Source organism: Terrilactibacillus tamarindi, from assembly GCF_009718825.1.
GTDB classification, from domain to species: Bacteria; Bacillota; Bacilli; order Bacillales; family Sporolactobacillaceae; genus Terrilactibacillus; species Terrilactibacillus tamarindi.
This window is the reverse complement of record NZ_WNHB01000004.1, coordinates 43,974-70,527: the sequence shown is the minus strand read 5'-3', so window position 1 is coordinate 70,527 and position 26,554 is coordinate 43,974. Positions and strand designations below refer to the sequence as shown.

Below are 26,554 nucleotides of genomic sequence, written 5' to 3'. Positions count from 1 at the left end.
TTATTTTCTTAACTCTTTATATGCCTCTTTAGCTACTTCTTCTAAAACAGTATTATAAAATGAACGATTTTCAAAAAGCTTTGAATACGATCCCATTTGTTCTAAGTATAATTCCTGTGCGACCCGTTCAAATACGTCTGGGAAAATACTTCTTTCAAATATTTCTGCGTCATTATTTTGAGCAAAACGCTTTAACTTCTTATTTTCTTTCACTGCTCTTTTGTATATTCCTTCAACAATAACTCGATCAGAATCTGTAAATTTACCCTCAAACCGTTCATTTACACGTTTAATTATATTTTCAAGCAGATCATCTTCCTCCAAAGATTTTACACTCGTATCAATGGAATCTGGATTTTTTAAAACATTATAATTAGAATTTTTCTCAAGTGCAATATTCCCTTTAAAGGTCTGTTCTAATTTATAATATTCAAGTTTCAATTTATCCTCTATACTAATACTCTCTCTTTTATTCTTAGGAATAAATTTAATTAAGTAAGAGGTAAATACATACTCTTCATGCAGTTCTTTGTCAAACATTCTAGTTAGTTGTGTTATATAGGAATACCATTTATTAAAATTACGAATAGTCACCCTAAATGTGTACTGTGTTTCTTCGTCTAATTCTTGATAACGGCTAATGATTGGTTTTAATGCACTCGCCATTTTTCCTAAATCCGTATCGGTTTGTTTCCCCTCTTTAAAATACATTTTTACTAATTGTTGAATATCTTGATCATTATAGACTTTGAAATTTCGTAATTTAGTTTTTGTATCATAAATCAAGTTAACGTCGATTTCTTTATCTAGTGAAGTTACTTCATAATATGGTTCGAATGCCTTTTTAATATCTTCAGCTTCATTTACAAAATCTAAAATAAACGTATCTTTTTTATCAGGATGAGTTCTATTAACTCTGGACAATGTTTGAACTGCCTTTACTCCAGATAACTTCTTGTCAACAAACATTGTATGTAACAATGGCTCATCGAAACCTGTTTGGTATTTTTCGGCAACAATCAACACATTAAAATTATCGGTATGAAACTCTTCCTTTAACTGATTCTCAGTTATTCTCTTTCCTTCTTTTGTTTTATTTAAACTGGATTCCCGATATTCTTCATCTTGATCGTTTACTATACCTGAGAAGGCCACTAAAACATCCATATCAGAGTATCCTTTTTTCTTTATATAATTTTTAAACTCGTGAAAGTAACGTACTGCATGTAATCGGGAAGCTGTTACAACCATTGCTTTTGCTCTTCCGTTAATTTTACTACTAGTTATGTCACGAAATTGTTCAATCATAATTGCTGTCTTTTGCTGCAAATTATGCGGATGCAATGATTCATATCTACGAATTGCTTTAACCCCTTGAGAGGCAGGCAGTTCAGGATTATCTGGAGTATCCTTAGCAATCCGGAATGAAGTTTTATAAGTCATATAGTTTTGTAATACATCTAAAATAAACCTCTCTTCTATTGCTTGTCTCATACTATAAATATGAAATGGCTTAAACGAACCATCCGATTGCTTCTCTCCAAACATCTCTAACGTTTTTTCTTTTGGAGTAGCAGTGAAAGCAAAGAAACTAAGATTACTATGCTTTCCGTGTGTTAATAATTCTTTAACAAGCTTATCTTCCTCATCTAATTGATTAGCTTCAAGTTCACCTTCAATTTCAGCATATTCCCTTAATGCTTCTTCAGTATCGGCTAATGCTGCCTTTAACTTTTTTGCACTTGTCCCTGTTTGAGATGAGTGGGCTTCATCAACTATAATGGCAAAGTTATTCCCTTTGTTTACTTCAACTTCTTCAAATATAACCGGGAATTTTTGAAGAGTGGTAATGATAATTCTTTTCCCATCGTTAATTGCATTTTTTAAATCCTTGGAAGATTTATTTTCACCAATAGTCTCAACAAGTCCAGTAACATGGTCAAAGCCTGAGATTGTATCTTGTAACTGTCTATCTAAAACGGTTCTATCTGTTACAACAATTACTGATGAAAAAATAGATTTATTCTCTACATTGTGCAAACTTGATAAATGATAAGCCAACCATGCAATACTATTTGACTTACCCGAACCGGCACTATGTTGAATTAAATAATTTTCACCACTTCCATTTATCCGAACATGATTAACTAATTTCCTTACAACATCCAACTGATGAAACCGTGGGAAAATTAGTTTTGAAGAGATTTTGGTTGTTTCTTTTCCATTCTTTATTACCTTTTTCTTTTCTACATCCAAATGCATAAATCTTTGCAAAATATCCATCAAACTATCTTTTGCGAGAACCTTTTCCCATAAATATGCTGTTGCGTATCCTTCCAGATTAACAGGGTTTCCAGCTCCACCTACTTCTCCTGCACCGTTAGAACCCTGATTAAACGGCAAGAAGAAAGTATCTTTACCGTTTAATTTAGTTGTCATCCATACTTCATACAAATCTACCGCGAAATATACCAACACACGTTTATTGAATTGAAAAATTTGTTCACGTGGATCCCGGTCATACATAAATTGTTTTTTTGCATTTTCTACTGATTGACCCTTTATCTGATTTTTCAATTCAAGTGCGACAATTGGGATACCATTTAACGATAGAACCATATCCAATGTATTATGATTTTCAGTTGAATAGGCAAATTGTCGTGTTACTGTTAATCGATTGGCTCTATAATCTTGAATAACTTTCTCGTTTAAAGTAGATTCAGGACGAAATGCAGCAACTTTTAACTTTACACCACGATCAGTAATCCCATGACGAAGTACGTGCAGCAATCCATTCGTTTCTATTTCGTCATTTAGACGCTTATATAATTTTTTCTCTGCTTCAGCTTGGTAGATTTTTTCGTATCTTGTCCAAGCCTTCTCTTGTGTTTCTTTAATAAACCCGATTAATTGATTGATATCAAATGCTTTTTCTTTATCGTAATTTATTTGATCACCTTTTACGTATCCACCAATAGATAGGAGGTATGACTCTATATCTTCCTCAAATCTCTTTTCATTGTCTTGAATAGTCAATTACAAGACCCCCTTTTTTCCTGTGACATATTCATAAATAATAGATTTTTTATATTCCTCTAATTGAATAATAAATTGTTCTTTCCTTTCAATTAGAGAGTCTATATGGAGACATTTATTATCGAGATATTTAACAATTTCGTTTTGCTCATCAATTGGAGGTAAAGGAATTTTTATATTTTTAATAGTCTCTTGACTTATATTAGGCTGTGTCCCTCCATAACCAAGAGAAACAATTTTTTTTCTAATTCCTAATAGCCAATAAAAAATAAATCGAATATTTTCATGTTTTGCTTCTGACATTACACAACACGCTTGGTTTGTAGTTACTGGGATTTGAGTTATTCCAAGTTTGCCAATTGTTGCGCCATACATAGCAATTACTAATGAATTCTTAGGATAAATCTTTAGGGAAGATACTTCATCTAGTGCTGTTTTAGTTATTTTTCTCTTAGTATCATTAATAAATCCATCATTTAAATCACCTGTGTTTAACCAGTGAATGTTTCCATCATAGTAATTTTCATTTGTTGATTTCGGTGTAGTACCACTACCTATTGTCTCGAATATCCACGAAATCTTTTTCTTTGCCCAACCAACTGGAACTTCGCCAATAAAATCAATTCCACTATCCATCAATTCAACGTTCTGATTTAAGCCTTTCGTTATTAATTGCTTAATTAGTGTTTGCTTATAATTTTTCAACTCTTCAACTGATAACTTAGTATTCTCAATAATTGAATTAGTTCGAGATAACTTTTCATCAAGCAATTTTACAATTTCAATTTGCTCATTTAGTGGCGGAAGTAATACTGGAAGTTTTTTTAAACCGTCAAAATTTAATCCTTGCCTAACTCCCGCACCCATCCCATAAAAACCTTTAACTAAATCAAAAGTATGGAGATAATAATAGGCAAATTTTTCGTAAAGATCTTTACTCTTTTTTCTTATAGAAACATATGCTGAAGTGATAATTCCACGTTCAGTTGATAATCCCACTCTTAGACTTTTATGATCGTTTTGTAAATCTGTTAATCTTAAAACAATATCTCCTTTTTCTATAATATTGTATCCATCAAAGTTTTCCGGCAATAAACCATCTTTAGAATTAATATCTTTTCTTACTATATTGCCGTATGATAAAGAAAGTAGATTTTTCTCCTGTAAGTCAACGTTCTTATTTTTTATTTGCTTAAAAAATTGATGGAAATATACAATATTCCAATGATGAGGAATCTCTCCAATCCATTCAACATCACTATCTTTTATTAACTTATTCATTCACTTTAACCTCCTTACCTGACAAGGCTTCGAAGGATTTGATTATTTCTTCTTCTAACTGTTTTATTCTTAAAGTAATATCATCTAAACTTTCGGGCAGCTCGAAATCATAAAAATACTGGTTAAAAGGTATTTCATAACCAATTTTTGTTTTACTTTCATCAATCCAAGAATCTGGATTAAATGGCTTTATTTCCTTTTCAAAATAATCACTTATAACTTCTTTTAGAGGTATATCTTCAGTATCTCTTTTATTTGAATCTGGGGTAGGTTTACCTTTATTTAACTTTAAGTTTCCCACCTCATCATATTTAGGTGTTTCAACTGTTACTTTATAAAATCCGAAATCGATATTGTCAAAAATCTTGGATTCTACAGTTTTATCGTCTAAAGTATATTCCTTATTTTTAAACTCACCATAGGCTTTTACAATCATTTCTCTACAGGATTCAGTGATATCTACACGTTTACTCCCTATATTTTTACGTCTCTTCTCATACATATTAGAAGCATCTATTAATTGAATTTTTCCGATTCTATGTTTAGGTTTATTTTTAGTCAACAACCAAATATATGTTGATATTCCTGTATTGTAAAAGGCGTCATTTGGTAATTGAATTATTGCTTCTAACCAATCATTTTCAATTACATAACGACGAATTTCACTTTCTCCACTTCCTGCAGCGCCACTAAATAATGCAGAACCATTATGAATAATCGCCATTCTGCCAGTATTTTTCAACTTACTAAGACCATTAAGTAAGAACAATAGTTGACCGTCATTTTTCTTCGGTAAACCTACTCCAAATCGTCCATTTTCACCTTTATCATGTTCTTCTTTAACTTTATTATATTCCGACTTCCAGTCCGTCCCAAATGGAGGATTTGATATACAATAATCAAATGTATATCCTTCAAACTGATCATTAGTTAACGTGTTACCCAATTTCATATTCTCCGGATTACCACCGCGAATCATTGTATCTGCTTTTGCAATCGCATAGGTTTGTTCATTTATTTCTTGGCCAAAAGTAGTTACTTCAGCCTCGGCATCTAGTGCTTTTAATCGTTCTTCCATAGCACTTAGCATCTGAGATGTACCCATTGTTTGGTCGTATACTGTCTTAGCAACGCCTTCGTCAATAAGAACATCTTTTTCTTCTGCAATCAGTAAGTCTGTCATTAAATAAATGATATCCCTACTAGTAAAGTGTGATCCTGCTTCCTCATCATAACTCTCTGAGAATTTTTTAATTAATTCTTCAAATATGTAACCCATATCAGTACTTGTAATTTTGTCAGGACCCATATAGGCTTTGTCCGCGTTGAATTCTTGAATGATAAAAAATAACTTATCATTATTAGCAAGTTTGGTAATCTCTCTCTCGAAGTCAAAGTTCTTTAATACATCCTGTACGTTTTCGGAAAACCCGTGTAGGAACGCAAGGAAATTTTCTTCGATATTATTCGGATCCGATAATAAATTTTCAAAAGTGAAATTGCTGATATTATAAAAAACATAACCAGATGCTTTTTGTAAAAAGCCATCTTTTACTTCTAAATGCTTGACCTTTTCGTATGTTTCTAAAACCTTATCTCTGGTAGGCAATAAAGTGTCATGGAATCGTTTAATCACTGTCATTGGTAAAATGACTTCACCATACTCATGTGGCTTATATAGGCCTCTTAAAGCATCGGCAATACTCCAAATTAAATTAGCTTTTTCCTGTATATTAGTACCAGTTTGAATACGTCTTAACTCTTCATTCATTGGTTAATCCTCCAAATATGTAATCTACTCTTCTATATTATATATTGGTTTTGATTTGCTCGGACTTACTTTTCTTCTTAGCCCTAACAAGCGTAGATACTGAAATCCCAGTCATATCTTCAACTTGTTTATAAGAATGATTTTCTAATAATGATAAGGCATGATTAATTTGCTGCCTTGAGAATTTTTTTGGCCTACCCTCTCGAAAATCAGGATTCTGCTTGGCCAATATTTTTCCTTCTTGAGTTCGTTCTACAATCATATCTCGTTCAAACTCCGCAAACGCTGAGAAAATAGTAAAAATTAGTCTTCCTGTGGGTGTATTTTCGATAACACCCATATTCAATACATGAACTTTGATATTCCGATCAAATAAATTTTTAATGATTTCTAGAGCATCTTGTGTACTCCGAGCAAAACGGTCTAATTTTGTAACAACTAACGTATCCCCTTCTTTTAAATTGCTGATTAGTTTTTGAAATTCTGGTCGTTTTTTGTTTGTCCCAGTATATTTTTCGGAAAATATCTTGTCACAATTTTCATTCTTTAACTGTTGAAGCTGAACCTGTAAATCCTGATGCATCGTACTCACTCTTGCATAACCATATTTCAAAGAAATCACCTCTTTTCACCATTTATGAGATGCATTTATGAACATAAGTATTGATTATACTCAACACCTTTATTTTACAGGACTTGCTTTTCATGTTCAATACTTTGGAGTTTTGAACATGAATATACCACTAAAAACTTTAGTAATCTATTTAGTAAGTAAATCACTTGACTGTTTACTAAATAATTTAGTAATATTGAGGTGATCAAATTAGGGAGTGATTAAAGTGGAAGCACCTCGTCATTTAGCTCATAAACCTGTTTATACTATTGATAACTATAATTTAAGGGACGGGAAGAATAATCCTGAATCTACAGATGCACAGGCTTTAACAATTGGTAATTCTCAATGGAATGAGAATGAAATTTCAGCAAAAGTATGGAGGCATACAACTGGTGATGAAAGCACTGGTAAATGGAGCAGACAAAGTGAGGAATTGCCTTTGCACCGACTCATAGACCTAAATATCTTGCTAGCAAATGTTCTTGCAGATTTACAAGGAGAAAAAAATGTAGCAGAAGATGTTAAATTACTGAATCTTAATAAGAGGAAAGTGATAAAAAGTTTTATTGAAGATAATAAGGACATACTTTATCCGCGTTTAACTGAATTAAGACGCTTATTAAACGAAATAAATTTATAGAAGAAAAAAATAATAATTATACGCCTCACATCATTAAGGCTAGCTAACATTAATTAATCATATTAGTTAGCCTAAGTACAATAAATTTAATAATTGTAAAGAGAAAGGACTGAATATAAAACCTATTCAGTCCTTTCTTTCATTCTCATTTTGTAAAATAGACTTCTAATTAAACGACCCAATTCACCTTAAAAACTGGAGTAATTGCAGCATACACCTATGGGGCAAAATTTTGTACAACTTCTCTTAATAACATAAACTCAACAATAGTAAATATAAACAACATTCGTTTGAGATTATGACCATCTTTAAGTTGTTTCTCTTTATAACAATCAGAATGATTAAAACCATAATAAGTGCAGAAAATGGAAGTAAATACATATTATTTCCATTTGTAATTTATAAAAAGCAAAGAATAGAATTAAACCTGTTGTTATTATGCATGTTAAAACACTAGTAAATTGTTATATATTTGCAACGCCAACTATTATCCTTCAGGAATTAGTAGTGGTAAGTGTTTCTTAATTTCTTCCATGAACGTTTTAGGATTGTTCTCTAAGATAATAAAACGATGCCAATTGTATGCTTCATGAATGATATCGATAGCTCTCTGATGTCGATCTGGAACCTTTGAAAAGACTACCGTAATTGACTTGAAATCTTCATGTTGCTCGTGACGTATGTTATCAATACGATGAATGTCTACAATTCCATTGTTACAAACTTGATTGGGTCCATTCTTGCTCATTAAGTTTTTAATAACTTCACTATCCTTTTCAAAGCTCTTTGGCGAATTAGTTGCTAAAGCATTTTTAATAGATATTAAATGAGTAATAGAGCCATTTCTCTCAATTACAATATCTGGTTCTTGAGGTCTACCGTTCTTCCCCATAAATCTCTTCCCTATTGATAACTGATTTTTTCCGTTTGAGACTGTTTTATTAAAGATGGGAGCGGTCATTCCAAGTGTATGATAGAGGTGTCGAAAAATAAGTAATTCAGTAATACCTGTCAAATTAGCAGTACTTCCAGTCAAGGCTTCAACAGTTTGATAGAAATCCTTCTTTAAGTTAAATAGATCATTACATGTGACGGTGTATAGGTACTCCTTGAGGTAAGTGTCTAAATCATTAAATGCACTTTTAAATATCAATTATATTCCTACTTTCATATTTTTATTTGAGATATTTTTATATTTATATATTCCTAGATCATTAAATATCAAGGATATTCAGAGTAGTGTTAAAAGTAACTGATTCTATTAAGACAATTTGAATTTGGAAATGTTGTCTAAACTTTTGACCAATCCATTTTCTATTATCTCCTAAACCTCTCACAAAAAATTAAAACAAAAAGCTATTTTATGTTGTATGTAAATAAATAATCCACCCTGCTACACTGTGAACTGTTAGGGTGGATTATTTGCTCTAAATCCACAATGGCATGACCACTGCTTCCTTATTTTAACATTGGATACTAACCATTTCACATAAAAAAAACATACACTAAGAAAATTCAGAATATTTAATCTTTATTTTTTTATTCTTAATATCTTAAAATATTAAAATTCCGAAGGTACTATGTCTTTCAACCAGATATAGCCGGCAATTATTTGGATTTTTATATTCGATGGAGATTGACTATGAAGAAGGAAATATCATCTGACTATAACTCATACTATGATTCATTTCTCATTGAAAAAGACCAAGCTGAAATAAATGCTTCTGACTTTTTATATTATATTTCTGAACTAATTATTAAACATTCAAAAACCCTAGAAAAAAAACTCATGAATGGAGAGAGTGTAGTTAATGAGTAAAAATAATAAAAAAAACATGAGAAATAAGGAAGTTCGTAGAAAAAAAAGAGCTTATGCTTATTTGAGAAAAAGCCCCAATAAATTTACTGATAACACATCAATTGAAAAACAACTTGAAGAAATTAAGAAATACTGTGAAGAAAATGATATTGAGTTAGTTGATACGTTTACTGATGATCTAAAATCAGGAAAATCGTTTGAAGGCAGAGATGGGTTTAAAGAAATGTACAATAATGTAATTAGATCGAAGGATAATGTAGACTATATCATTGTCTTCAAACAAGATCGAATTTCACGTGATACATTAGATACTTTGTATATTATGAAACGACTTAACTCATTAGGAAAACACCTTATATCAATTAAAGACAATGTTAATACTGAAGATCCAGCTTCAAAAATTCTTGTTCATATATTAGCATTAGTAGCCGAACTTGAACGAGAATTTATTAACATGAGAACTTTCTCTGGTATGGAAAAGAGAGCAGAGGAAGGCAAATTTTTAGGTGGTAAAGTCTATGGTTATAAAACTGTTAATAAAGAGTTAGTTGTTGTACCTCATGAAGTTGAAGTTGTGAAATTTATTTTTAAAAAATACGCAATTGAAAAGTGGGGCTATAAAAAAATTGCTTCATATCTAAATATCCAAGGTATTAAAACAAAAAATAAGCAGCACTGGACCATTAATGCTGTAAAAACGATTCTACAGAACCAAATATATATAGGAAATACCAAGTGGAGAGGAAAATACCAAAAAGGTCAACACGAAAAAATTATTGAAATACCTCTTTGGAATTTAGCCCAAGAGACAATGAAGACAAGAAGTTATAAACAAGAAAAGGTTCATCCGGGTTCCTATCCACTATCAGGACTTTTAAAATGCCCTGAATGTGGGTCTTCGATGGTTCAAGGTAATAGCAGCTCTAAATATAAGTATTATCAGTGCAGTAAAAATAAAAATAGTGGCAAGGCAGCTTGCTCATCAAACCTTGTAAAAAAGGAATATGCAGAAGAGACCATTTTACTTGAATTAAATAATTTCTTCCAAAATCTCAATCTAGCACCTTATATTAAATCTGCAACAGATTCATTACTGTGTTTTGAACTCGAACCTTTATATAAAGAGGCAGAGAAAATTGACAAAGAAATAAAACATATTAATAAAAAGATGGAAACTGTTATGGACTTACTCGACGATGAAACTGTTCCATTCGACGATAAAGTATTTAAAAATAGACTTTTGGGTTATCAAGAACAGTTAAATAAACAAAAATTAAAACTAGAAGAAATTAATACTCAAATAAGATTTAAAAAAAGGCAAACCTCCAACGAAATCATTGCTTACTCTGTAAAAAATTTTTCAGATTTATATGAAGTACTTTCTGATGAGGAAAGAAAATCACTGTGCCATTATATAATTAAGGAAATTCATATCTTTAAAGAAGAAAACACCAAACAGCGTAAAATAAAGAGCATAATTTATAATTTTAGTCCCGATAACTTGTCATTAGTATAGGAGAAAAGGAGAACTGTCCTTTCTCCTTTTTTTATTTTCGCTGTATCATTAATACAAGGAGGTAATGCAATGGAAATTCAAAAGGTAGCTATTTACGCACGTGTTAGCACCGAGGAACAAGCATCTGAGGGCTATAGCATTAGCGCTCAATTACAAACTCTTCGACAATACGCAAATCTTTATAATTGGGAAATCGTCGACGAGTATGTGGATGAAGGGATTTCTGGAAAGAATATCACCGGCCGCCCTGCTATGCAAAGACTTGTAGCAGACGTTGAACAGGAAAAATTTCAGGCGGTACTTGTATGGAAAATCTCACGTTTATCGCGGAATATGTTAGATACTCTTACTTTGTTAGACAAATTTGAAGATTACGGAGTAAAGTTTATCTCTTATTCCGAGAACTTTGATACCAGTAGTCCAATAGGCCGTCTAGTCGTTCAGCTGATGGCTTCTATTGCCGAAATGGAACGAAATACATTGTCTGAGAACGTTAAGCTTGGTATGAAACAACGAGCCTTAGAAGGTTCATGGAATGGCGGTGTTATATTTGGTTATGATTCTATTGAAAAGGAACTCGTAATAAACAAAGAGGAAGCTGAAGTAGTTAAACAGATATTCACTCTTTATTCCCAAGGAAAGGGCTTAAAAGCCATTGCAAATCAGCTTAATAAAAATGGGTATCGAACCAAACGTGATCGTCATTTTTCTATAAATGGAGTGGCAACTATTTTAGACAACCCAGTCTATAACGGAAAAATTAGTTGGTTAAAGGTTGAAAACTGGGATAAGAAGAGAAGAAGAGGCAGAAATGATAATCCTATTTTAGTAGAAGGTCAGCATGAAGCGATTATCAATGATGAACTTTGGAGTCTTGTTCAATCTCGTAGGAAAAGTAAATCGTTCAAGCAAAGACAATCCAACGAACCGTTTCTATTGAGCAGTATCTTACGCTGTCCTGATTGTGGACAAGGAATGGTACCTTCAATTACTACTTACACTTTAAGTGACGGTACCAAAAGAAAGCACAGATATTACGTTTGCAGTGATTTTCACAACAAGGGATCAGCAGCCTGTAAAGCCAATTCAGTTAAAGCCTATGATGCTGAAAATGCTCTGTTCCAACGTATAGAAAGCTTTTTATCCAATAAACAAAAGTTTTATGAAACTATTAACTCATTAACTAAAACCTCAATTGAATCCATAAAAATACTAAAAAAAGAACTGGAAGAAACTGATTCGAAGTTAGAGGAAACACTAGCACTTCAGAATAGATATCTAGAAGCTTTTGAACAAAATCTTTTTCCTGTTACAGTTTTGCAAGAACGATTACAGCAAGTGGCTATTGAAAAGAGTGCAATTGAACAAAAGAGGAATAACTTAATAACGGAAATAAGTAAATCTGATACAAAAGTTATCCCTCCTGAGTTGGTACATCTTCTATTAGGAAAATTTGTAGAAGTCTATAAGTCCTCTACCAGAGATAAGCAAAAGCAATTGCTACAGCTGTTGGTTAAAAAGATCACTGTTGGACGAACAAATGATCATCTACGTCAAATTGATAAAGTTGAACTTGAATTTGATTTTACGGAAGTTAACCTTTCAAATACGTTTACACTTATCCACATGCTCTATTTAGAAACAGAAAAAGAAGGCTTATCAACACCTTCTAATTCTGAATCAAATGGAAAATATCCACCTTATCTTCAACTTTTTTTGCCTCTATTTGTGGTACGGTTCCCCCCGATTAATCTTAAACGCCCGATACACCTGCTCCATTAGTATCAACCTCATCAATTGATGCGGAAATGTCATTTTCGAAAATGACAATTGATAATCCGCCCGCTTCAATACTTCATCACTTAACCCATTTGATCCACCGATCACGAAAGCAATTTTACTTTTGCCATACGTCGTGAGTTCATCTATATGTTTTGCCAGTTGTTCAGAAGTCAGCTGCTTGCCTAATATGGCAAGAGCAATGACGTATGTATCTGGAGAGATTTTGCTTAATAGCTTTTCGCCTTCTGTTTTTTTGACTTGTTCGATTTCGGCTTCGCTCATATTTTCAGGGGCTTTTTCATCTGGAACTTCAATGATATTAATTTTGGTGTAGGCGCCGAGGCGCTTTTTATATTCGTTAATGCCTTGCTGTATGTATTTTTCTTTTAGCTTCCCCACAGTTAAAATAGTGATATTCACAAGTTATCCCTCTCTCTCAATAAGGTTATACACAGTTATTATCCACATATCCACAAGGCAATCTATATATTGTATGAAAACATTAGTTTGTTACTAAATAATCGGCTTGGTTTGAACAGCACACACAAACTGTGGATAACTTTTCTTTATCCCCAAGTTTTTCGAAGTTTGGTGCCTGTTCAAATTCTTCAATGACCTCTTCAAAAGCAAGTTCAATGTGTTCAAAACAGCAATATATCAGCATTTTCGACTGATTTCTCCTTTATTACCGAGATTTTTTATGTATCCGCTTTCTCATTTTTTACTCTTTTCAACGTTATTTGTCAGAATAATTTATGTGGATATTACCAACTATTATCCACAGTTATCCACATTGTTATCCACACCTGTGTAAAATTTTCATTCAATTCATAATCTATTGTGTATAAGTCTGTAATGACGACTTATCAACAAGATGATTTTATCAAAAGTTTTCCACAGAAACAGAAAATAAGGTATGACTCTTTGTCATACCCTACCTCTATCATTATAATGCGTTAAATGAGCCACTTGGTTAAAATCTTTGATTTCCCAAATGTTATCGTGAAATTCAATGTTACTAATGCAAGCATTGATTAATTTCGTATTCTTAATCTCTTCGGCTTCATTTGATAGTATAGAAAGAATCTCATGAATCACACCGCCATGGGCCACAAATAACACTTTCTTATCTGGATAATTTTCAGAAATAGTTCGCAAGGCACCCATGATACGTTTTTGGAATACGTCTGTTTCTTCTTTGTTTGGGTAGTTTCGATCAGGGTATTTAGCTAAGCGCTCTTCAATAGTCAGCCCCTCGGCGTCACCAAAGCCACGCTCCCTGATATCTTCCATTTCAATCAAGGGTAGGTTCAAACGTTCATTAATCGCTTCAGCTGTCTGCTTTGCCCGTTGAAGTGGACTGCAGACAATCAAGTCCCATTCTGAGCCTTCAAAGTAATCCGCCGTTTCTTTTGCTTGTTGGTAGCCAACCTCATTAAGTGGGATATCTGTGCTTCCTTGCAATCGTCCTTCAGCATTCCAATTCGTCTCACCATGTCTAATTAAACAAACCGTCGTCATCGATCCATTCCTTTCCTCTTACATGCCCTTTTACTGTGATCATACCATAAAAAGATGGTTACTTCTAAATAACTAACGACTCTTTCACTGCACTTTCATATTTATATTGTATTAATCCACATTAATTTCCATCAAAAAATCCCTACCAAATGTGATAGGGATCCCTTTACATCAACTTTTAAGAAAAGACTTTACTACCAAGAGTGAGATAAGCTGTATGTTTTGTTCCATTGCGATAATAAACAACTTTTACTCTTTGATTTGGTTTCAATTTCGTATAGAGATACGTTGAGAAGCTTACATAGTCATTAATTTTCTTACCATTAATTTCTGTTATGACATCTCCAACTTTCAAGTCACTATCAGCCGCCGGTTGACCTTGTTGAATTTGTGAAATGACAAGACCATTTTTTACGCTTTTTGGTAAATTTAATTGTGATACCTGATTGGATGGAATGGTTGTTAAATCAACAATCCCAATACCGAGTAATGGTCTTTCAATTTTACCGTTTTTCTCTAAACCGTTAATGATGGGTTTAGCTACATTGATTGGAATCGCAAATCCAATGCCTTCCACTTGAGCTTCTGCGATTTTAGATGAGTTGATCCCGATAACTTGGCCGGCAATGTTAACAAGGGCCCCTCCGCTATTACCTGGATTGATGGCTGCATCTGTTTGTACAAGATTAGCTTCAATCGATACATTTCCACCTTCAATAGGCATGGTTCGGTTGGCTGAGCTGACAATACCTTCAGTAACTGAACCACTGAACCCTAGAGGATTGCCGATAGCAATGGCTGGTTCGCCTCGTTTCAGAATATCTGAATTACCAAATTCGGCGACACTATTCACTCCAGAATCATTAATTCGGAGGACAGCTAAATCGTAAAGCGAATCTTTACCAAGAACCGTCGCTGAGACTTTCTTATTGTTTTCTAGTCTTACTTCAACTTTGCTTGCACCTTCTACCACATGGTTGTTTGTTACGATGTAGGCATACCCATTGGCTTTCTTATAAATAATACCTGATCCTAGCCCCGATTCGGTATACTGATTATCGTAGAAATTGGCTTTCTGATAGTTAATTACGGCAACAACGCTAGGTGATACCTTATCCACCGCATCTGTGACAGATGAATTGACATTCACATTCAACTGCCGGCTAATCGCATTATTTGCATTAGAAGAACTATCAACTTGATCTGATCCATTTCCTGTTGTTACTGAGTAGGGAAGAACCCCAAGATTAGACAAAACAGGGGCAAGAATCAAGAAAACAACGATGCCAATAATCGCACCGAGAAATCCCGCAAAAAACCAACCTTTACGATTACTGCGTCCTTCTCGACGATCTTCTGCAGGCAATCGATCACGTCTTGTTTCTTCCTCATTCTGATTTTGGTCATCAAAATAGTCCATCTTATCAACACCTTTCTATATGACGTACTAGTTTGTAGGTCAACTATAACATGATAAGAACTTATGGATTTTGATTGTGTGACAATTTCGATAAACGTGTGATTTCAGGCTTTTTTTCTTACAAATATCGTAAAAAACTAGTTATACCCATTTTACAAACGTCTTACAATCTAAATGCCTTATCTTTCTTTATAACCTATTCTTAACCTTATGTATCTTATTCCTATATAAAAAAAGTGGTCAAAAGGCCATGAAATGAACCTAATGACCATACTCTATTATTAACCAATTTATGAAGAGTTAAAACTCAAATGGCACATAATCGTGTCGGAATGTCTGGATCAGTATCAAAAAGACCGATGTCTTCACCTAATTGAATCCCATATTGACCTAATTTCTGTTCAACACTCATACGTGCTAAATCCTTCATGTTATTATCTTTGCTCAAATGGGCTAAATAAATGCGCTTTGTATTATGACCAATCACTTCACTTAAAGCGAGTCCCGCATCTTCATTTGAAATATGACCCGAATCTCCAAGGATTCTCCGTTTAATATTCCAAGGGTAACGTCCCATCATCAGCATTTGAATATCATGATTAGCTTCAATAATATAAGCATCTGATTCACGAATAACGCCTTTAATACGATCTGAAACATATCCGAGATCAGTAAGTAAAGTGAGTTTCTTATCTTCTTGATGAAAACTGAAAAACATGGGTTCAGCAGCATCATGAGAAACGCCAAAAGATTCAATTTGAAGTGAACCAAATTCTTTGACGGTACCTGTCTCGAAAGTGAACTTTTGATCACTATCTATATTTCCAATGGAATCACTCATGGCTTGCCACGTTTTTGTATTGGCATAGATAGGAATTTGAAAGCGACGAGCAAAAACACCAAGTCCCTTAATATGATCACTATGCTCATGTGTCACTAAAATCCCATCAAGATCTTTTGGATCACGGTTGATTTGACTTAGTAAATCCACCATCTTCTTCCCGCTTAAACCACAATCAACCAGTAGTTTGTGCTTTTCAGTTTCAATATACAGTGAGTTCCCCGTACTCCCGCTTGCTAAAACGCTATATTGTAGAGACAAATGTCGTTCACTCTCCATTCCCTAATGTTTGTACCTCACTTGACACGGCATTCACAAAATAATGATGTGTGTCTTTTTCTGTTTTTACTTGCATGTGCCACGTAGGAAAGAAAACCATCGTATCGTTTTGGTCCAAATTTCCAATTGAATTGAAATAGGCTAAATTAATCTTTTTAAATGTAATGTTCCTCTTATATCCTGATAGAATATTATTTTGAATTAAATTATCATAAGCTCCTGTTGCATTAATAATATCGACTTTGTTCGTTTTTGTAAAAACAAAGTATCTCTGTGTATAGCTTACAATTTGATTGTTTTTTACCTTTAAATTTAAAAATGTAGAGCCTTTAGGATCTTTAATATAAACAGGTGTAGAGTCAAACACTTGGATAAAATGTAGATTCCCGTCCTTATCTGTTGAAGAATACGTATACTCATTCCCTTTATAAATGAACTTTTGAATAATTTGTTGATAGTTTGTATTTTGTTTTGGTAAGTCAATTGGATGTTCAAATACCCCTTCAATTGCTCGTCCATTATTCGTTGCTTTAATCGATTGGGTGGGATCATCCTTCGTCCCTTGTAACTTTTTTAACGGATCTATCAGCTCGTTCTTATCATTTTTCACAAACGACTGCTGCTCTCCTATTATAAAGGTTATATTTTCTGGTGCTTTCGGAATCTCTGTATCTATATTTACTTGGTTTTTGGTCTGTGTTAGATCTTGTGTTGGGCTGTCCATTGTTAATTCTTCACTTTGTCTTTGGTATAATTCAGAAGCTAAAAAAATGTTAAGGAGGAGAAAGCAGATAATGAATATGGTTTTTGTTTTACTCCAATTCATTCAAATTCCCCCCTGTGTATGAAATTCTTTTCTTCAGTAAAAACGGGATGCCACCGGCCGTTTTGTTTATAAAACCAACCCGGTGTGAGTTCAATCTGATCTGAATCAGAATCTGTCAGATTGCTTAAATTGTAACCAATTTTAATGTCTTCTAATTTGGAAGGTTGGATATGTTTTGATACTAGCTCAATAATGACCTCATTAGCCCCTTCTAATTCATAGGTTGTTTTTGAATAGATTGGATCCATGTCGATTAAAGTAGAATACAGCTCAGTGAGTTGTCCACTCTCCCAATTTAATTTAACTACGGGCAAATATCGTCCCAAATTATCCGTATTATAAATAAAGTAATTTCCCAGTTGAATGCGGAAACCTGTTTTACCGTCTTGTGAATGTGTTTTTGATGGTTCAAATTCATCATAAACGAAATTGTTTGTCCAACCCTTATACCCATTAATAAATTCATAACTGCGATAGATGACGCTGTCTTGGTCATCCTTGTTTTTATTAATACCAGGATTAAATTTAATATAATGAAGGATATTCCCAGGGTTTTCTTCTAACTGACTACTCCCATCCGAATAGACCGTGTTCTTTGTATTTGAAACACTATCAGGATCTTTATATAAAACAGAAATATATCTTTTAAGATCTAGCGTTCGATAAAACACCCGCTCACTATTCACTTTTGTTTTATCTATTGGTAAGTAGACATGTTTCTCGCGACTTAATGATTGACGAAGATATTTCCTTAAATTTTCACTCGTGATCGCATCACTTAATTGTTTTGTATTCATACGATTAACCGAGGCATAAAACACAGCCGAATCATTTTGCGATCGAAAAACAGCTGTTACTTTCCCTTGGTTTCCATTGCTCTGAAAAACTTCGATCCGATCAACATATAGATTATTTCTAACTGTGAAGTTATCATTGAATGTAAATAACCGTTTTAATGTATCGATGGTCACTGGGGCAGGGAAAACAATTTCATAAGAGGGATTTTGCCCTCTTGAAGGCAAATTCTTTTTCACATCTGTTGAGACATTCGTATATTGGCCTTTTTGAAATAATTCATATAGTTTTGAGACACTTTCTTCTGAGTCCTGTCCCAGTATACGATCGCCACGATAGCTAATGGCAAGATAGGGTTTAATGACATCATGAATATTTTTTGAATCAGCAATACTGACCGTTGTTGTTTTAGGTGGTGTAATACTTTTATAATCGGTTTGATAGAACCAAATACTAAAAGTTAAGGTGATACTAAGTAAAACTAAAACCGTTAGAAAAATAGATTTAAAAGCTTCTTTAGTCACGATGATCTCCCCCTTTATCTAATGGGAGTGTAAAAAGTATGCTTGTCCCTTTGTTCCATTCACTTTCTGCCCATATTTCCCCGCCTTGCGCCTCAATCATTTCCTTGGCAATAGCGAGTCCAAGACCTGTACCGCCAAGTTTACGGGATCTTGCTTTATCCACACGGTAAAAGCGAATGAACACCTTAGATAAATTTTCCTTTGGAATGCCAACACCTTCATCACTTATACACACTTTAAGATATTGACCTTTTTGGGTAACTTTAAGTGTGATCGATCCGCCTTCTGGAGAATATTTCATCGCATTAGAATAGATGTTATCAATAACCTGTGTCATCTTATCACGATCAATATCTACGTAGATGGGTTTTTTAGGTAGCTTTCTGACAAAATGGATATTCTGTCTTTTTGACATTTCAAAACGATCGACAATATGATTGCAAAAAGCAATGAAATCGGTTCTCTGCGTGGTAATGGAGTAATCCTTTGCATCCAGTTTGGAGAGTTGAAGAAGATCATTAACTAATCGAATCATTCTTTCCGTTTCCATCTGTGTGACGTCAATAAACTTTCGAGCTAACTTTTCATCATTGACAGCACCGTCTTGTAAGGCCTCTAGATAGCTCTTCATTGTGGTGAGTGGCGTGCGAAGCTCGTGCGACACATTTGCTACGAATTCACGTCGCTCCATCTCAACTTGTTCTTGCTCCGTAACATCGTGGATAACCGCAATTATACCGTTGATTCTTCCGTTTTCTTTTTTTGTTGTCGAGAAATTCGCTCTTAAAAGCATTTTTTTCTCAATAGAACTAAAATCTAAAATAATCGAATCCGTTAATTTATAGAGATCTTCAATAGTATAATCTTCCTCAATATTAAGTAAAGAGAGAATGGAGATACCTGAGATACGATGACGATAAACACCAAGTAAACTTTCTGCACGGTTATTCATTAAAATGACGTGACCCTTACGATCTGTCGCAATAACACCGTCTGTCATGTAGGCAAGCACAGACCTTAATTTCCTTCGTTCCGCTTCAGCTATGGCATTCGCTTCATGAAGACGGTCTGTCATGTCATTAAAGGCATTGGCTAGTTGGCCAATCTCATCATCATCTATGGTTTCTACTTTTTTTGTAAAGTTACCTCGAGAAATGGCATAAGCTTGCCTTTGCATTTGAGCTAAAGGCTTCGTGATCGTTCGAGCCAAGAACATCCCGAGAGCCGCCGTAACTAATAAGGCAATCACTGTTGCTGTCGCCAAAATTTTATTTATCGTAAATAACTGACTATAGATGTTTTCCATTTTCCCTTCTAGATAAAGAATTCCGAAACGCTCTGAATCGACATAGATGGGAGTGGTAATCGCCATCACACGTTCACCTGTGTCACGTTCCTTAAATAGATAGGGCTTGGGTGCCGTAGATGAGAGGACATCTGGCATAATCGTTGAATTAGATGTATGTTTTCCAATTTGATTACTATTTCTTGAATCTGCAGCAACAATTTTCCCTGAATCATCTATGACTTCAACTTTCTTAATATCGTTACTCTTCTTTAATTGATTATCCATTTCCGATAGTTGATCATTTAACTTATTCAAAACAGTACTTTGATTATTATTTTCTTCTTTAGCTTCTCTTATCGCTTCACCAGCATTATAAGCCATAATTTTTGATTGATTGATCAATGATTGTTGGTAAGTTGAGATAGAATTATCTCTCAAACGATCTGAAAAGGTCACCCCAATTAATTGTAAAGCTAATAAAAATAGCAATGTATAAACTAATACAAATTTAAAATGAATCGATTTAAAAAAACCGACTTTCTTCATAGTATTTACTCCTGCTCTGGATTTCTTAAAAAATAACCCACTCCGCGCCGTGTAACGATCCATGCTGGACGACTTGGGTTATCTTCTACTTTTTCTCTTAATCGTCTTACAGTGACATCCACTGTCCGTACATCACCAAAGTAGTCATAACCCCACACGGTTTGTAGTAAATGCTCACGTGTCATAACTTGTCCTAAGTGTTTCCCTAGATAGTGTAACAACTCAAATTCACGGTGAGTTAATTCAATCGCTTCATCTCGTTTAGTCACGATATAAGCTTCGGGATGAATCACTAAATCACCGATGACAATTTCATTTCCGCTTTCTTCTTTTTCCGCCTCTTGATGATGACGTCTTAAGTTTGCTTTAACTCTGGCGATCAGTTCACGATTACTGAATGGTTTTGTCACGTAATCGTCTGCTCCCATTTCAAGACCAAGGACTTTATCGATTTCTGAATCCTTAGCCGTCAACATAATAATCGGCATATTGTATGTTTTTCGTATTTCTCGACACACTTCCATGCCATCTTTTATTGGTAGCATAACATCTAAGAGGACCATATCTGGTTTCTCTTCTTCTACCTTTTGTAAAGCCTCTTCTCCATCATATGCACAAACAACGGTATATCCCTCTTTTTCAAGGTTAAATTGTAGAATATCAGCAATAGGCTGTTCATCATCTACAACGAGTATTTTTTTATCCATAGAGGTCGTTCCTCCTCATTTTTCATGGGTTATTATAAAATTAAACATCTTAATAATTTTAACACACTGTGGCTTGTCCTGTCATAACGCGGCTTATTATAGAGGGTGAAGCGGAATGTCTATATATAAATAGGTCATTCATTACAAACATTTGAAATTCCTTTATTCAGATATTAAACGTATTTTTAATCGAATGATGACGATTAATGCATCATTTTCTTAATATTGATAACTTTTTATATGTGACTAGAATTGGTGGAATTGAGCCACTTTAGCCGGAATTGAGCTACTTCGAATCAGAATGTTGCTTTAGAAATAGAGAAGCAATTCCATACTTATAATAGGATTCGCTTTTAGTTTAAAAAATAGAGGTTAAAAAAATTATTTTTGAGGAATTGAAACATGGTAGAGAAACAAGAGGTTATTCCAAATATAAAGAATACTTGCCGATTGCAGGGCCTATAAGGCGCAGGCAGAGGCCTAGTTGAACTTATACTTTCTTAAAGTATAAAAATAAACATGTCTTTTGACATGCTTTAATAATAATAGTGGTGGCTCGAGACGGAATCGAACCGCCGACACGAGGATTTTCAGTCCTCTGCTCTACCGACTGAGCTATCGAGCCTAAATAAAATTCACGAGTTAATTATGTACTAAAATGGCGGATCCGACCGGATTTGAACCGGCGATCTCCTGCGTGACAGGCAGGCATGTTAACCCCTACACCACGGATCCATATGTTTGGTTGCGGGGGCAGGATTTGAACCTACGACCTTCGGGTTATGAGCCCGACGAGCTACCAGACTGCTCCACCCCGCGATAATATGAGATATTTAATTATAGATTTACTAAATGTTTTAAAGACTGTACCTACGACTTCGTCTTCGGTACAACTCGATGTGGATTCGAAGAAGTTGTCCTCGTTGCTCCACCCCGCGATAATAATAAATATTTAGTTGATAAATCTGTTTGATGTTTTAAGGACTGTCACTACGGCTTTGCCTTCGTGACAACTCGTAGCTTATTCGAGGAAGCTTTGCTCGTTGCTCCACCCCGCGACAATAATAATAATATTTATTTATAGATCTACTAAACATTTTAAAGACTGTACCTACGACTTCGTCTTCGGTACAACTCGAAGCTTATTCGAGGAAGCTTTGCTCGTGTTGTCCCTACCACTTACGTGCTTACGGGACAGCTCGAAGCTTATTCGAAGATGTGATGCTCGGTGCTCCACCCCGCGACAATATAAAATATTTTGTTTTAAAACAGTTTAATGTTTTTAAAGACTGTCACTACCGATGGTATTATGCTTATCACGAAAACTTTCTTTGTGACACAAAAAATATCTTACCATGTAATTAGAACTATTGCAAGTACTTTTTTATATGTTGCATTTTCATTAAGCATCAATTACATTTTTATCCTTTCCCGGTACATGCTTTTTTTCTCATGTATAATTATCAAATACGAACTCAATCGTCAGGAGGGGTATAATGAAAACTCGTCAATCCGTTGTTTTTCTGCTATTTTCTATTCTTCTTATATTAATACATCCGGCTAAATCATTCGCTACTGCATCGCCCGCGGGCCCAAGTGAATGGGACAAAGTGGGTCAAGAGGATCTCTCACTCAAAAAGTATAGGAATGATTATACTAAAAATTATAGTTCAAATGGCGGTAATTTTAAAATATGTATTTCTGGATTACAAAGAGATAATGCTTTTGCGGTTATGGTCTATGAATATGATCCGGCTGCTTATGATAAAAGAATAGCTACCTTTATAGTGAATTCCAATTCGTGTTACTCTTTTAGTACTTCTAAATATATTGATGGAGACAATCGCAAAGCCGAAGTCTATTTTAAAATTAATTCTCCTAATTATGAACAAAATGTAACAGCTAAATTTTATGATTAATAAAAACAAGACATCCAATAAAATGATGGTGGATGTCTTGTTTTTTTATAAGTTTTCGATTTGATTCTTAAGCAAATACGCCTCGTACTAATCGAGTTTGTGTACGATCAGGACCAACTGAGAAGATGGTAAGTGGAATACCTGTAAGTTGAGATACGCGTTCAACATAGTGTCTTGCATTCTCAGGAAGATCAGAAAGCGTTTTGGCTCCTGTGATATCTTCACTCCAGCCTGGTAGTTCTTCATAGATAGCTTCACATTCTGCTAAGACATTCAAGCTAGCTGGGAATTCATTAATGATTTCACCTTTGTATTTGTAAGCAACACAAATTTTGACAGTCTCAAGTCCTGAAAGAACATCAAGACAGTTTAAAGATAAATCTGTGAGTCCGCTAACACGACGAGCATGACGAACAACGACACTATCATACCAACCTACACGGCGTGGGCGACCTGTGACTGTTCCATATTCATGACCGATTTCACGGATTCTATTGCCAACTTCTCCTTCAATTTCTGTTGGAAAAGGACCGTCTCCAACACGTGTCGTATAAGCTTTTGTAATACCGACAACGTGATCGATTTTAGATGGGCCAACGCCAGATCCAATCGCTACTCCACCTGCAACAGGGTTTGAAGATGTAACAAATGGATACGTACCTTGGTCGATGTCAAGCATTACACCTTGAGCCCCTTCAAAGAGTACTCGTTTTCCGTCATCAAGTGCATCATTTAAAACAACGGATGTGTCACAGACAAGGTGACGAATACGGTCAGCATAACCAAGATATTCTTCATAAATATCTTCAAGTTTAAATCCTTCCGTTTCATACATCTTTTCAAATAATCTATTTTTTTCTGCAAGATTTTTTTCTAATTTTTCTTTAAACGTATCAGGTTCAAGTAAATCTGCAATACGAATACCGACACGAGCTGCTTTATCCATATATGCTGGGCCGATTCCTTTTTTGGTTGTACCTATTTTCAATGAACCTTTACGTTCTTCTTCCAATATATCTTGCTTAACGTGGTAAGGAAGAATAACATGTGCCCGATTACTAATGCGCAAATTGTCAGTCGTTACATCATTTTCATGTAAATAATCCAACTCTTCAACTAGTGATTTGGGATTAACAACCATGCCGTTGCCAATAACGCTAATTTTATCACTATAAAAAATTCCTGATGGGATCAAACGTAATTTATATTTTTTTCCATTAAATACGATGGTATGTCCAGCATTATCTCCGCCTTGATAACGTGATATAACCTCCGCTTTTCCTGATAAATAGTCCGTTATTTTACCTTTTCCTTCATCGCCCCATTGGGCACCAACAACAACTACAGAAGACATCCATAGGCCCCCTAAAATGTATAATAATATTTTGACCATAGTTAGTGTAACAGGTTTAGCGTGCTAAAGTCAATCCAAAAAAGCGAACATTATCATCGACATAAGATATATTTGTTCGGTTATTTTTATTAGTTATTCCATGGTATCTACGACTTAAGGTGATATTTAAAAATTTAACACCAATTACTAAAAATAATCTACAAAAAGACACCGTCTTCCTCGATGTCTTTTCAAAAATTAGGCTCCTGGAGGCATGTCACTTACATCATGCTTCCGGTCTAAATTCACAAATTTATTATATTCTTTTATAAATGCGAGTTCGACTGTCCCTACAGGACCATTACGTTGTTTAGCTATAATAATTTCGATAATATTTTGTTTTTCACTTTCTTTATCATAATAGTCATCTCGATAAAGGAAAGCGACGATATCGGCATCTTGTTCAATACTTCCTGATTCACGAATATCAGACATCATCGGTCTCTTATCCTGGCGAGATTCTACACCCCGTGAGAGCTGTGATAATGCGATAACCGGAACTTCGAGTTCCCTAGCAATGGCTTTTAGTGTCCGAGAAATCTCTGAAACTTCTTGTTGTCTATTTTCTGATCGATTCGAACCGCCATTGCCTAGAATCAACTGAAGATAGTCGATAACAATCATACCAAGACCTTTTTCTTGCTTCAATCTTCTACATTTAGCTCTGATATCATTCACTCTGACTCCTGGCGTATCATCTATATAAATTCCAGCGTGAGAGAGGCTCCCCATGGCCATGGTCAACTTCTGCCAGTCTTCTTCATCTAAGGCACCTGTCCGTAGTTTTTGTGCATTGATATTGCCCTCGGCACAGAGCATACGCATAACGAGTTGCTGTGCGCCCATCTCTAAACTGAAAATAGCTACCGTTTCATCTGTCCGTGTGGCGACATTTTGCGCGATATTTAGTGCAAAGGCCGTCTTACCTACAGACGGTCTCGCTGCCACGATAATTAAATCATTCTTTTGAAAACCAGCCGTCATACGATCTAATTCAATAAAACCCGTCGGAACCCCTGTAATATCACCTTTACGGTTCTGGAGCGCTTCTATATTGTCATAGGTTGCCATAAGGACATCTTTGATCGATTGAAATTCACTGGTTCTCTTACGCTGTGCAACTTCTAATATATTTTTCTCCGCATCATCTAAGATAGATGAAACATTATCTTCGCGAGTATAGCCATCTGAAACGATGGACGTTGCTGTACGTATTAATCGTCTTAATAAGGCCTTTTCTTCAACAATACCCGTATAATATTCAATATTTGCAGCTGTTGGTGCTGAATTGGCTAGTTCTGCGAGATAAGAAATTCCTCCTACTTCTTCTAGACGTTTTTCATTTCGCAATTCATTTGTCAAAGTAATGACATCAACCGGCTCCCCGCGTTCTGATAGGGTTAACATAACGGAAAAAATAAGTTGATGGCTTGTTCTATAAAAGTCTTCTGGCAAGAGTGCCTCAGAAGCAACCGTAACAGATGATGGCTCAAGAAAAATAGCACCTAGGACAGCCTGCTCAGCCTCAATATTATGGGGCGGTGTACGATCGGCAAATAAGTCACTCATAAAAATCCTATCCCCTTACTTTATTTCTCTGTGACATGTACCTTCACTGTTGCTGTAACGTCTGAATGTAATTTGACTGGTACATCTGTAAAACCTAATGAACGGATTGGTTCATCTAATTCTATTTTTCTTTTATCTATTTCAATATTTTTCTTTTTAAGTTGCTGTGCAATTTGTTTACTCGTAATCGAGCCAAAGAGGCGTCCGCCTTCTCCTGCTTTTGCAGTCAATTCAATAGTTAGTTTTTCGATTTTTTCCTTTAACTGAACCGCTTCTTGCTTTTCATTTTCTGCTCGTTTTTCCTCGCCTTTTTTCTTCAATTCAAGCTGTTTTAGATTCCCAGCATTGGCTTCAACAGCCACTTTTCGAGGGAGCAAATAGTTACGTGCGTAACCCTCTGAAACTTCTTTTACTTCCCCTTCAGTGCCTTTTCCTTTCACTGTTTTTAAAAAGATGACTTTCATT

The 26,554-nt window shown here is 34.7% G+C and carries 22 protein-coding genes and 3 tRNA genes; 5 read left to right on the top strand and 20 right to left on the bottom strand.

What is annotated here, in order from left to right; all coding sequences use genetic code 11:
* From GMB86_RS03600 to GMB86_RS03585, 4 genes are read right to left on the bottom strand one after another with little or no spacing between them, the layout of a single operon-like run.
* Complete coding sequence (locus tag GMB86_RS03600; protein WP_078989003.1) at positions 1-3,036, bottom strand: type I restriction endonuclease subunit R; 3,036 nt, start codon at positions 3,034-3,036, stop codon at positions 1-3.
* Positions 3,037-4,317: a restriction endonuclease subunit S gene (locus tag GMB86_RS03595; RefSeq protein WP_016201507.1), complete on the bottom strand. Its 1,281-nt coding sequence runs from the start codon at positions 4,315-4,317 to the stop codon at positions 3,037-3,039. It abuts the gene before it with no gap.
* Positions 4,310-6,088, bottom strand: a complete 1,779-nt coding sequence (locus GMB86_RS03590) for a type I restriction-modification system subunit M (protein ID WP_155216902.1) — start codon at positions 6,086-6,088, stop codon at positions 4,310-4,312. The genes GMB86_RS03595 and GMB86_RS03590 overlap by 8 nt, the downstream gene beginning before the upstream one ends.
* 37 nt (positions 6,089-6,125) lie before the next feature.
* The gene (locus GMB86_RS03585; protein ID WP_016201505.1) at positions 6,126-6,701 is read right to left on the bottom strand and encodes a recombinase family protein; all 576 of its coding nucleotides are present in this window, start codon (positions 6,699-6,701) and stop codon (positions 6,126-6,128) included.
* A gap of 226 nt (positions 6,702-6,927) precedes the next feature.
* Between GMB86_RS03585 and GMB86_RS03580 the strand changes: the two genes are divergently transcribed.
* Positions 6,928-7,344: a DUF6530 family protein gene (locus GMB86_RS03580; protein ID WP_078989002.1), complete on the top strand. Its 417-nt coding sequence runs from the start codon at positions 6,928-6,930 to the stop codon at positions 7,342-7,344.
* Positions 7,345-7,831: 487 nt separating this feature from the next.
* Here GMB86_RS03580 and GMB86_RS03575 read toward each other — a convergent pair whose 3' ends face one another.
* Positions 7,832-8,497 (bottom strand): hypothetical protein, encoded by a 666-nt coding sequence (locus GMB86_RS03575; RefSeq protein WP_078989001.1) that lies wholly within the window; start codon positions 8,495-8,497, stop codon positions 7,832-7,834.
* Positions 8,498-8,986: 489 nt separating this feature from the next.
* Between GMB86_RS03575 and GMB86_RS03570 the strand changes: the two genes are divergently transcribed.
* The 3 genes from GMB86_RS03570 (at position 8,987) to GMB86_RS03560 (ending at position 12,461) form a co-directional block, all read left to right on the top strand.
* Entirely contained in the window at positions 8,987-9,163 is a 177-nt protein-coding gene (locus tag GMB86_RS03570; RefSeq protein WP_153301110.1) for a hypothetical protein, read from the top strand.
* Entirely contained in the window at positions 9,156-10,679 is a 1,524-nt protein-coding gene (locus tag GMB86_RS03565; RefSeq protein ID WP_078989000.1) for a recombinase family protein, read from the top strand. Before GMB86_RS03570 ends, GMB86_RS03565 begins: the two co-directional genes overlap by 8 nt.
* Positions 10,680-10,748: 69 nt before the next feature.
* The gene (locus GMB86_RS03560; protein ID WP_155216900.1) at positions 10,749-12,461 is read left to right on the top strand and encodes a recombinase family protein; all 1,713 of its coding nucleotides are present in this window, start codon (positions 10,749-10,751) and stop codon (positions 12,459-12,461) included.
* On the opposite strand, the gene rlmH is transcribed toward GMB86_RS03560, so the two are convergent.
* The 12 genes from rlmH to GMB86_RS03500 form a co-directional block, all read right to left on the bottom strand.
* Positions 12,402-12,881: a 23S rRNA (pseudouridine(1915)-N(3))-methyltransferase RlmH gene (rlmH, locus tag GMB86_RS03555; RefSeq protein WP_329602740.1), complete on the bottom strand. Its 480-nt coding sequence runs from the start codon at positions 12,879-12,881 to the stop codon at positions 12,402-12,404. The two genes, GMB86_RS03560 and rlmH, sit on opposite strands and share 60 nt — an antisense overlap.
* Positions 12,882-12,963: 82 nt before the next feature.
* Positions 12,964-13,125, bottom strand: coding sequence for a CxxH/CxxC protein (locus GMB86_RS03550; RefSeq protein ID WP_329602739.1), 162 nt, complete (start codon positions 13,123-13,125; stop codon positions 12,964-12,966).
* A 263-nt stretch (positions 13,126-13,388) separates the two neighbouring features.
* Complete coding sequence (locus tag GMB86_RS03545) at positions 13,389-13,982, bottom strand: histidine phosphatase family protein (protein ID WP_155216898.1); 594 nt, start codon at positions 13,980-13,982, stop codon at positions 13,389-13,391.
* A 178-nt stretch (positions 13,983-14,160) separates the two neighbouring features.
* Complete coding sequence (locus GMB86_RS03540) at positions 14,161-15,402, bottom strand: S1C family serine protease (RefSeq protein WP_155216896.1); 1,242 nt, start codon at positions 15,400-15,402, stop codon at positions 14,161-14,163.
* Between the two features lie 307 nt (positions 15,403-15,709).
* Entirely contained in the window at positions 15,710-16,504 is a 795-nt protein-coding gene (locus tag GMB86_RS03535; RefSeq protein ID WP_155216894.1) for an MBL fold metallo-hydrolase, read from the bottom strand.
* Positions 16,505-16,511: 7 nt separating this feature from the next.
* On the bottom strand, positions 16,512-17,348 hold the full coding sequence (locus GMB86_RS03530; RefSeq protein ID WP_155216892.1) for a two-component system regulatory protein YycI: 837 nt from the start codon (positions 17,346-17,348) through the stop codon (positions 16,512-16,514).
* Positions 17,345-18,667, bottom strand: a complete 1,323-nt coding sequence (locus tag GMB86_RS03525) for a YycH family regulatory protein (RefSeq protein WP_155216890.1) — start codon at positions 18,665-18,667, stop codon at positions 17,345-17,347. The genes GMB86_RS03530 and GMB86_RS03525 overlap by 4 nt, the downstream gene beginning before the upstream one ends.
* On the bottom strand, positions 18,660-20,501 hold the full coding sequence (gene walK, locus GMB86_RS03520) for a cell wall metabolism sensor histidine kinase WalK (protein ID WP_155216888.1): 1,842 nt from the start codon (positions 20,499-20,501) through the stop codon (positions 18,660-18,662). The genes GMB86_RS03525 and walK overlap by 8 nt, the downstream gene beginning before the upstream one ends.
* A 5-nt stretch (positions 20,502-20,506) precedes the next feature.
* A complete protein-coding gene (yycF, locus tag GMB86_RS03515) occupies positions 20,507-21,208 on the bottom strand; it encodes a response regulator YycF (RefSeq protein WP_155216886.1) in 702 nt (233 codons plus the stop codon).
* Between the two features lie 549 nt (positions 21,209-21,757).
* A tRNA-Phe gene (locus GMB86_RS03510) sits at positions 21,758-21,833 on the bottom strand.
* A gap of 34 nt (positions 21,834-21,867) precedes the next feature.
* Positions 21,868-21,943 (bottom strand) — tRNA-Asp (locus GMB86_RS03505).
* A 7-nt stretch (positions 21,944-21,950) separates the two neighbouring features.
* Positions 21,951-22,027, bottom strand: a tRNA-Met gene (locus GMB86_RS03500).
* Positions 22,028-22,704: 677 nt separating this feature from the next.
* Here GMB86_RS03500 and GMB86_RS03495 point away from each other — a divergent pair.
* On the top strand, positions 22,705-23,127 hold the full coding sequence (locus tag GMB86_RS03495; protein ID WP_155216884.1) for a hypothetical protein: 423 nt from the start codon (positions 22,705-22,707) through the stop codon (positions 23,125-23,127).
* A 67-nt stretch (positions 23,128-23,194) separates the two neighbouring features.
* On the opposite strand, the gene GMB86_RS03490 is transcribed toward GMB86_RS03495, so the two are convergent.
* The 3 genes from GMB86_RS03490 to rplI all read right to left on the bottom strand — a co-directional run bounded on the left by GMB86_RS03490 (position 23,195) and on the right by rplI (position 26,553).
* Positions 23,195-24,481 carry an adenylosuccinate synthase gene (locus GMB86_RS03490; protein ID WP_155216882.1) on the bottom strand — a complete coding sequence of 429 codons (1,287 nt, stop codon included), beginning with the start codon at positions 24,479-24,481 and terminating at the stop codon, positions 23,195-23,197.
* A 237-nt stretch (positions 24,482-24,718) separates the two neighbouring features.
* Positions 24,719-26,089: a replicative DNA helicase gene (dnaB, locus tag GMB86_RS03485; protein ID WP_155216880.1), complete on the bottom strand. Its 1,371-nt coding sequence runs from the start codon at positions 26,087-26,089 to the stop codon at positions 24,719-24,721.
* Between the two features lie 20 nt (positions 26,090-26,109).
* Entirely contained in the window at positions 26,110-26,553 is a 444-nt protein-coding gene (gene rplI, locus GMB86_RS03480; RefSeq protein ID WP_155216878.1) for a 50S ribosomal protein L9, read from the bottom strand.
* Between the last annotated feature and the right edge of the window lies 1 nt (position 26,554).

What these genes read in the sequence shown, in the direction of transcription:
- rplI (WP_155216878.1), bottom strand. Translation starts at nt 26,553, where the DNA reads ATGAAAGTCATCTTTTTAAAAACAGTGAAAGGAAAAGGCACTGAAGGG.
- GMB86_RS03595 (WP_016201507.1), bottom strand. Translation starts at nt 4,317, where the DNA reads ATGAATAAGTTAATAAAAGATAGTGATGTTGAATGGATTGGAGAGATT.
- walK (WP_155216888.1), bottom strand. Translation starts at nt 20,501, where the DNA reads ATGAAGAAAGTCGGTTTTTTTAAATCGATTCATTTTAAATTTGTATTA.
- GMB86_RS03540 (WP_155216896.1), bottom strand. Translation starts at nt 15,402, where the DNA reads ATGGACTATTTTGATGACCAAAATCAGAATGAGGAAGAAACAAGACGT.
- GMB86_RS03490 (WP_155216882.1), bottom strand. Translation starts at nt 24,481, where the DNA reads ATGTCTTCTGTAGTTGTTGTTGGTGCCCAATGGGGCGATGAAGGAAAA.
- GMB86_RS03570 (WP_153301110.1), top strand. Translation starts at nt 8,987, where the DNA reads ATGAAGAAGGAAATATCATCTGACTATAACTCATACTATGATTCATTT.
- GMB86_RS03590 (WP_155216902.1), bottom strand. Translation starts at nt 6,088, where the DNA reads ATGAATGAAGAGTTAAGACGTATTCAAACTGGTACTAATATACAGGAA.
- GMB86_RS03560 (WP_155216900.1), top strand. Translation starts at nt 10,749, where the DNA reads ATGGAAATTCAAAAGGTAGCTATTTACGCACGTGTTAGCACCGAGGAA.
- GMB86_RS03530 (WP_155216892.1), bottom strand. Translation starts at nt 17,348, where the DNA reads ATGAATTGGAGTAAAACAAAAACCATATTCATTATCTGCTTTCTCCTC.
- GMB86_RS03565 (WP_078989000.1), top strand. Translation starts at nt 9,156, where the DNA reads ATGAGTAAAAATAATAAAAAAAACATGAGAAATAAGGAAGTTCGTAGA.
- dnaB (WP_155216880.1), bottom strand. Translation starts at nt 26,089, where the DNA reads ATGAGTGACTTATTTGCCGATCGTACACCGCCCCATAATATTGAGGCT.
- yycF (WP_155216886.1), bottom strand. Translation starts at nt 21,208, where the DNA reads ATGGATAAAAAAATACTCGTTGTAGATGATGAACAGCCTATTGCTGAT.
- GMB86_RS03545 (WP_155216898.1), bottom strand. Translation starts at nt 13,982, where the DNA reads ATGACGACGGTTTGTTTAATTAGACATGGTGAGACGAATTGGAATGCT.
- GMB86_RS03495 (WP_155216884.1), top strand. Translation starts at nt 22,705, where the DNA reads ATGAAAACTCGTCAATCCGTTGTTTTTCTGCTATTTTCTATTCTTCTT.
- GMB86_RS03550 (WP_329602739.1), bottom strand. Translation starts at nt 13,125, where the DNA reads ATGCTGATATATTGCTGTTTTGAACACATTGAACTTGCTTTTGAAGAG.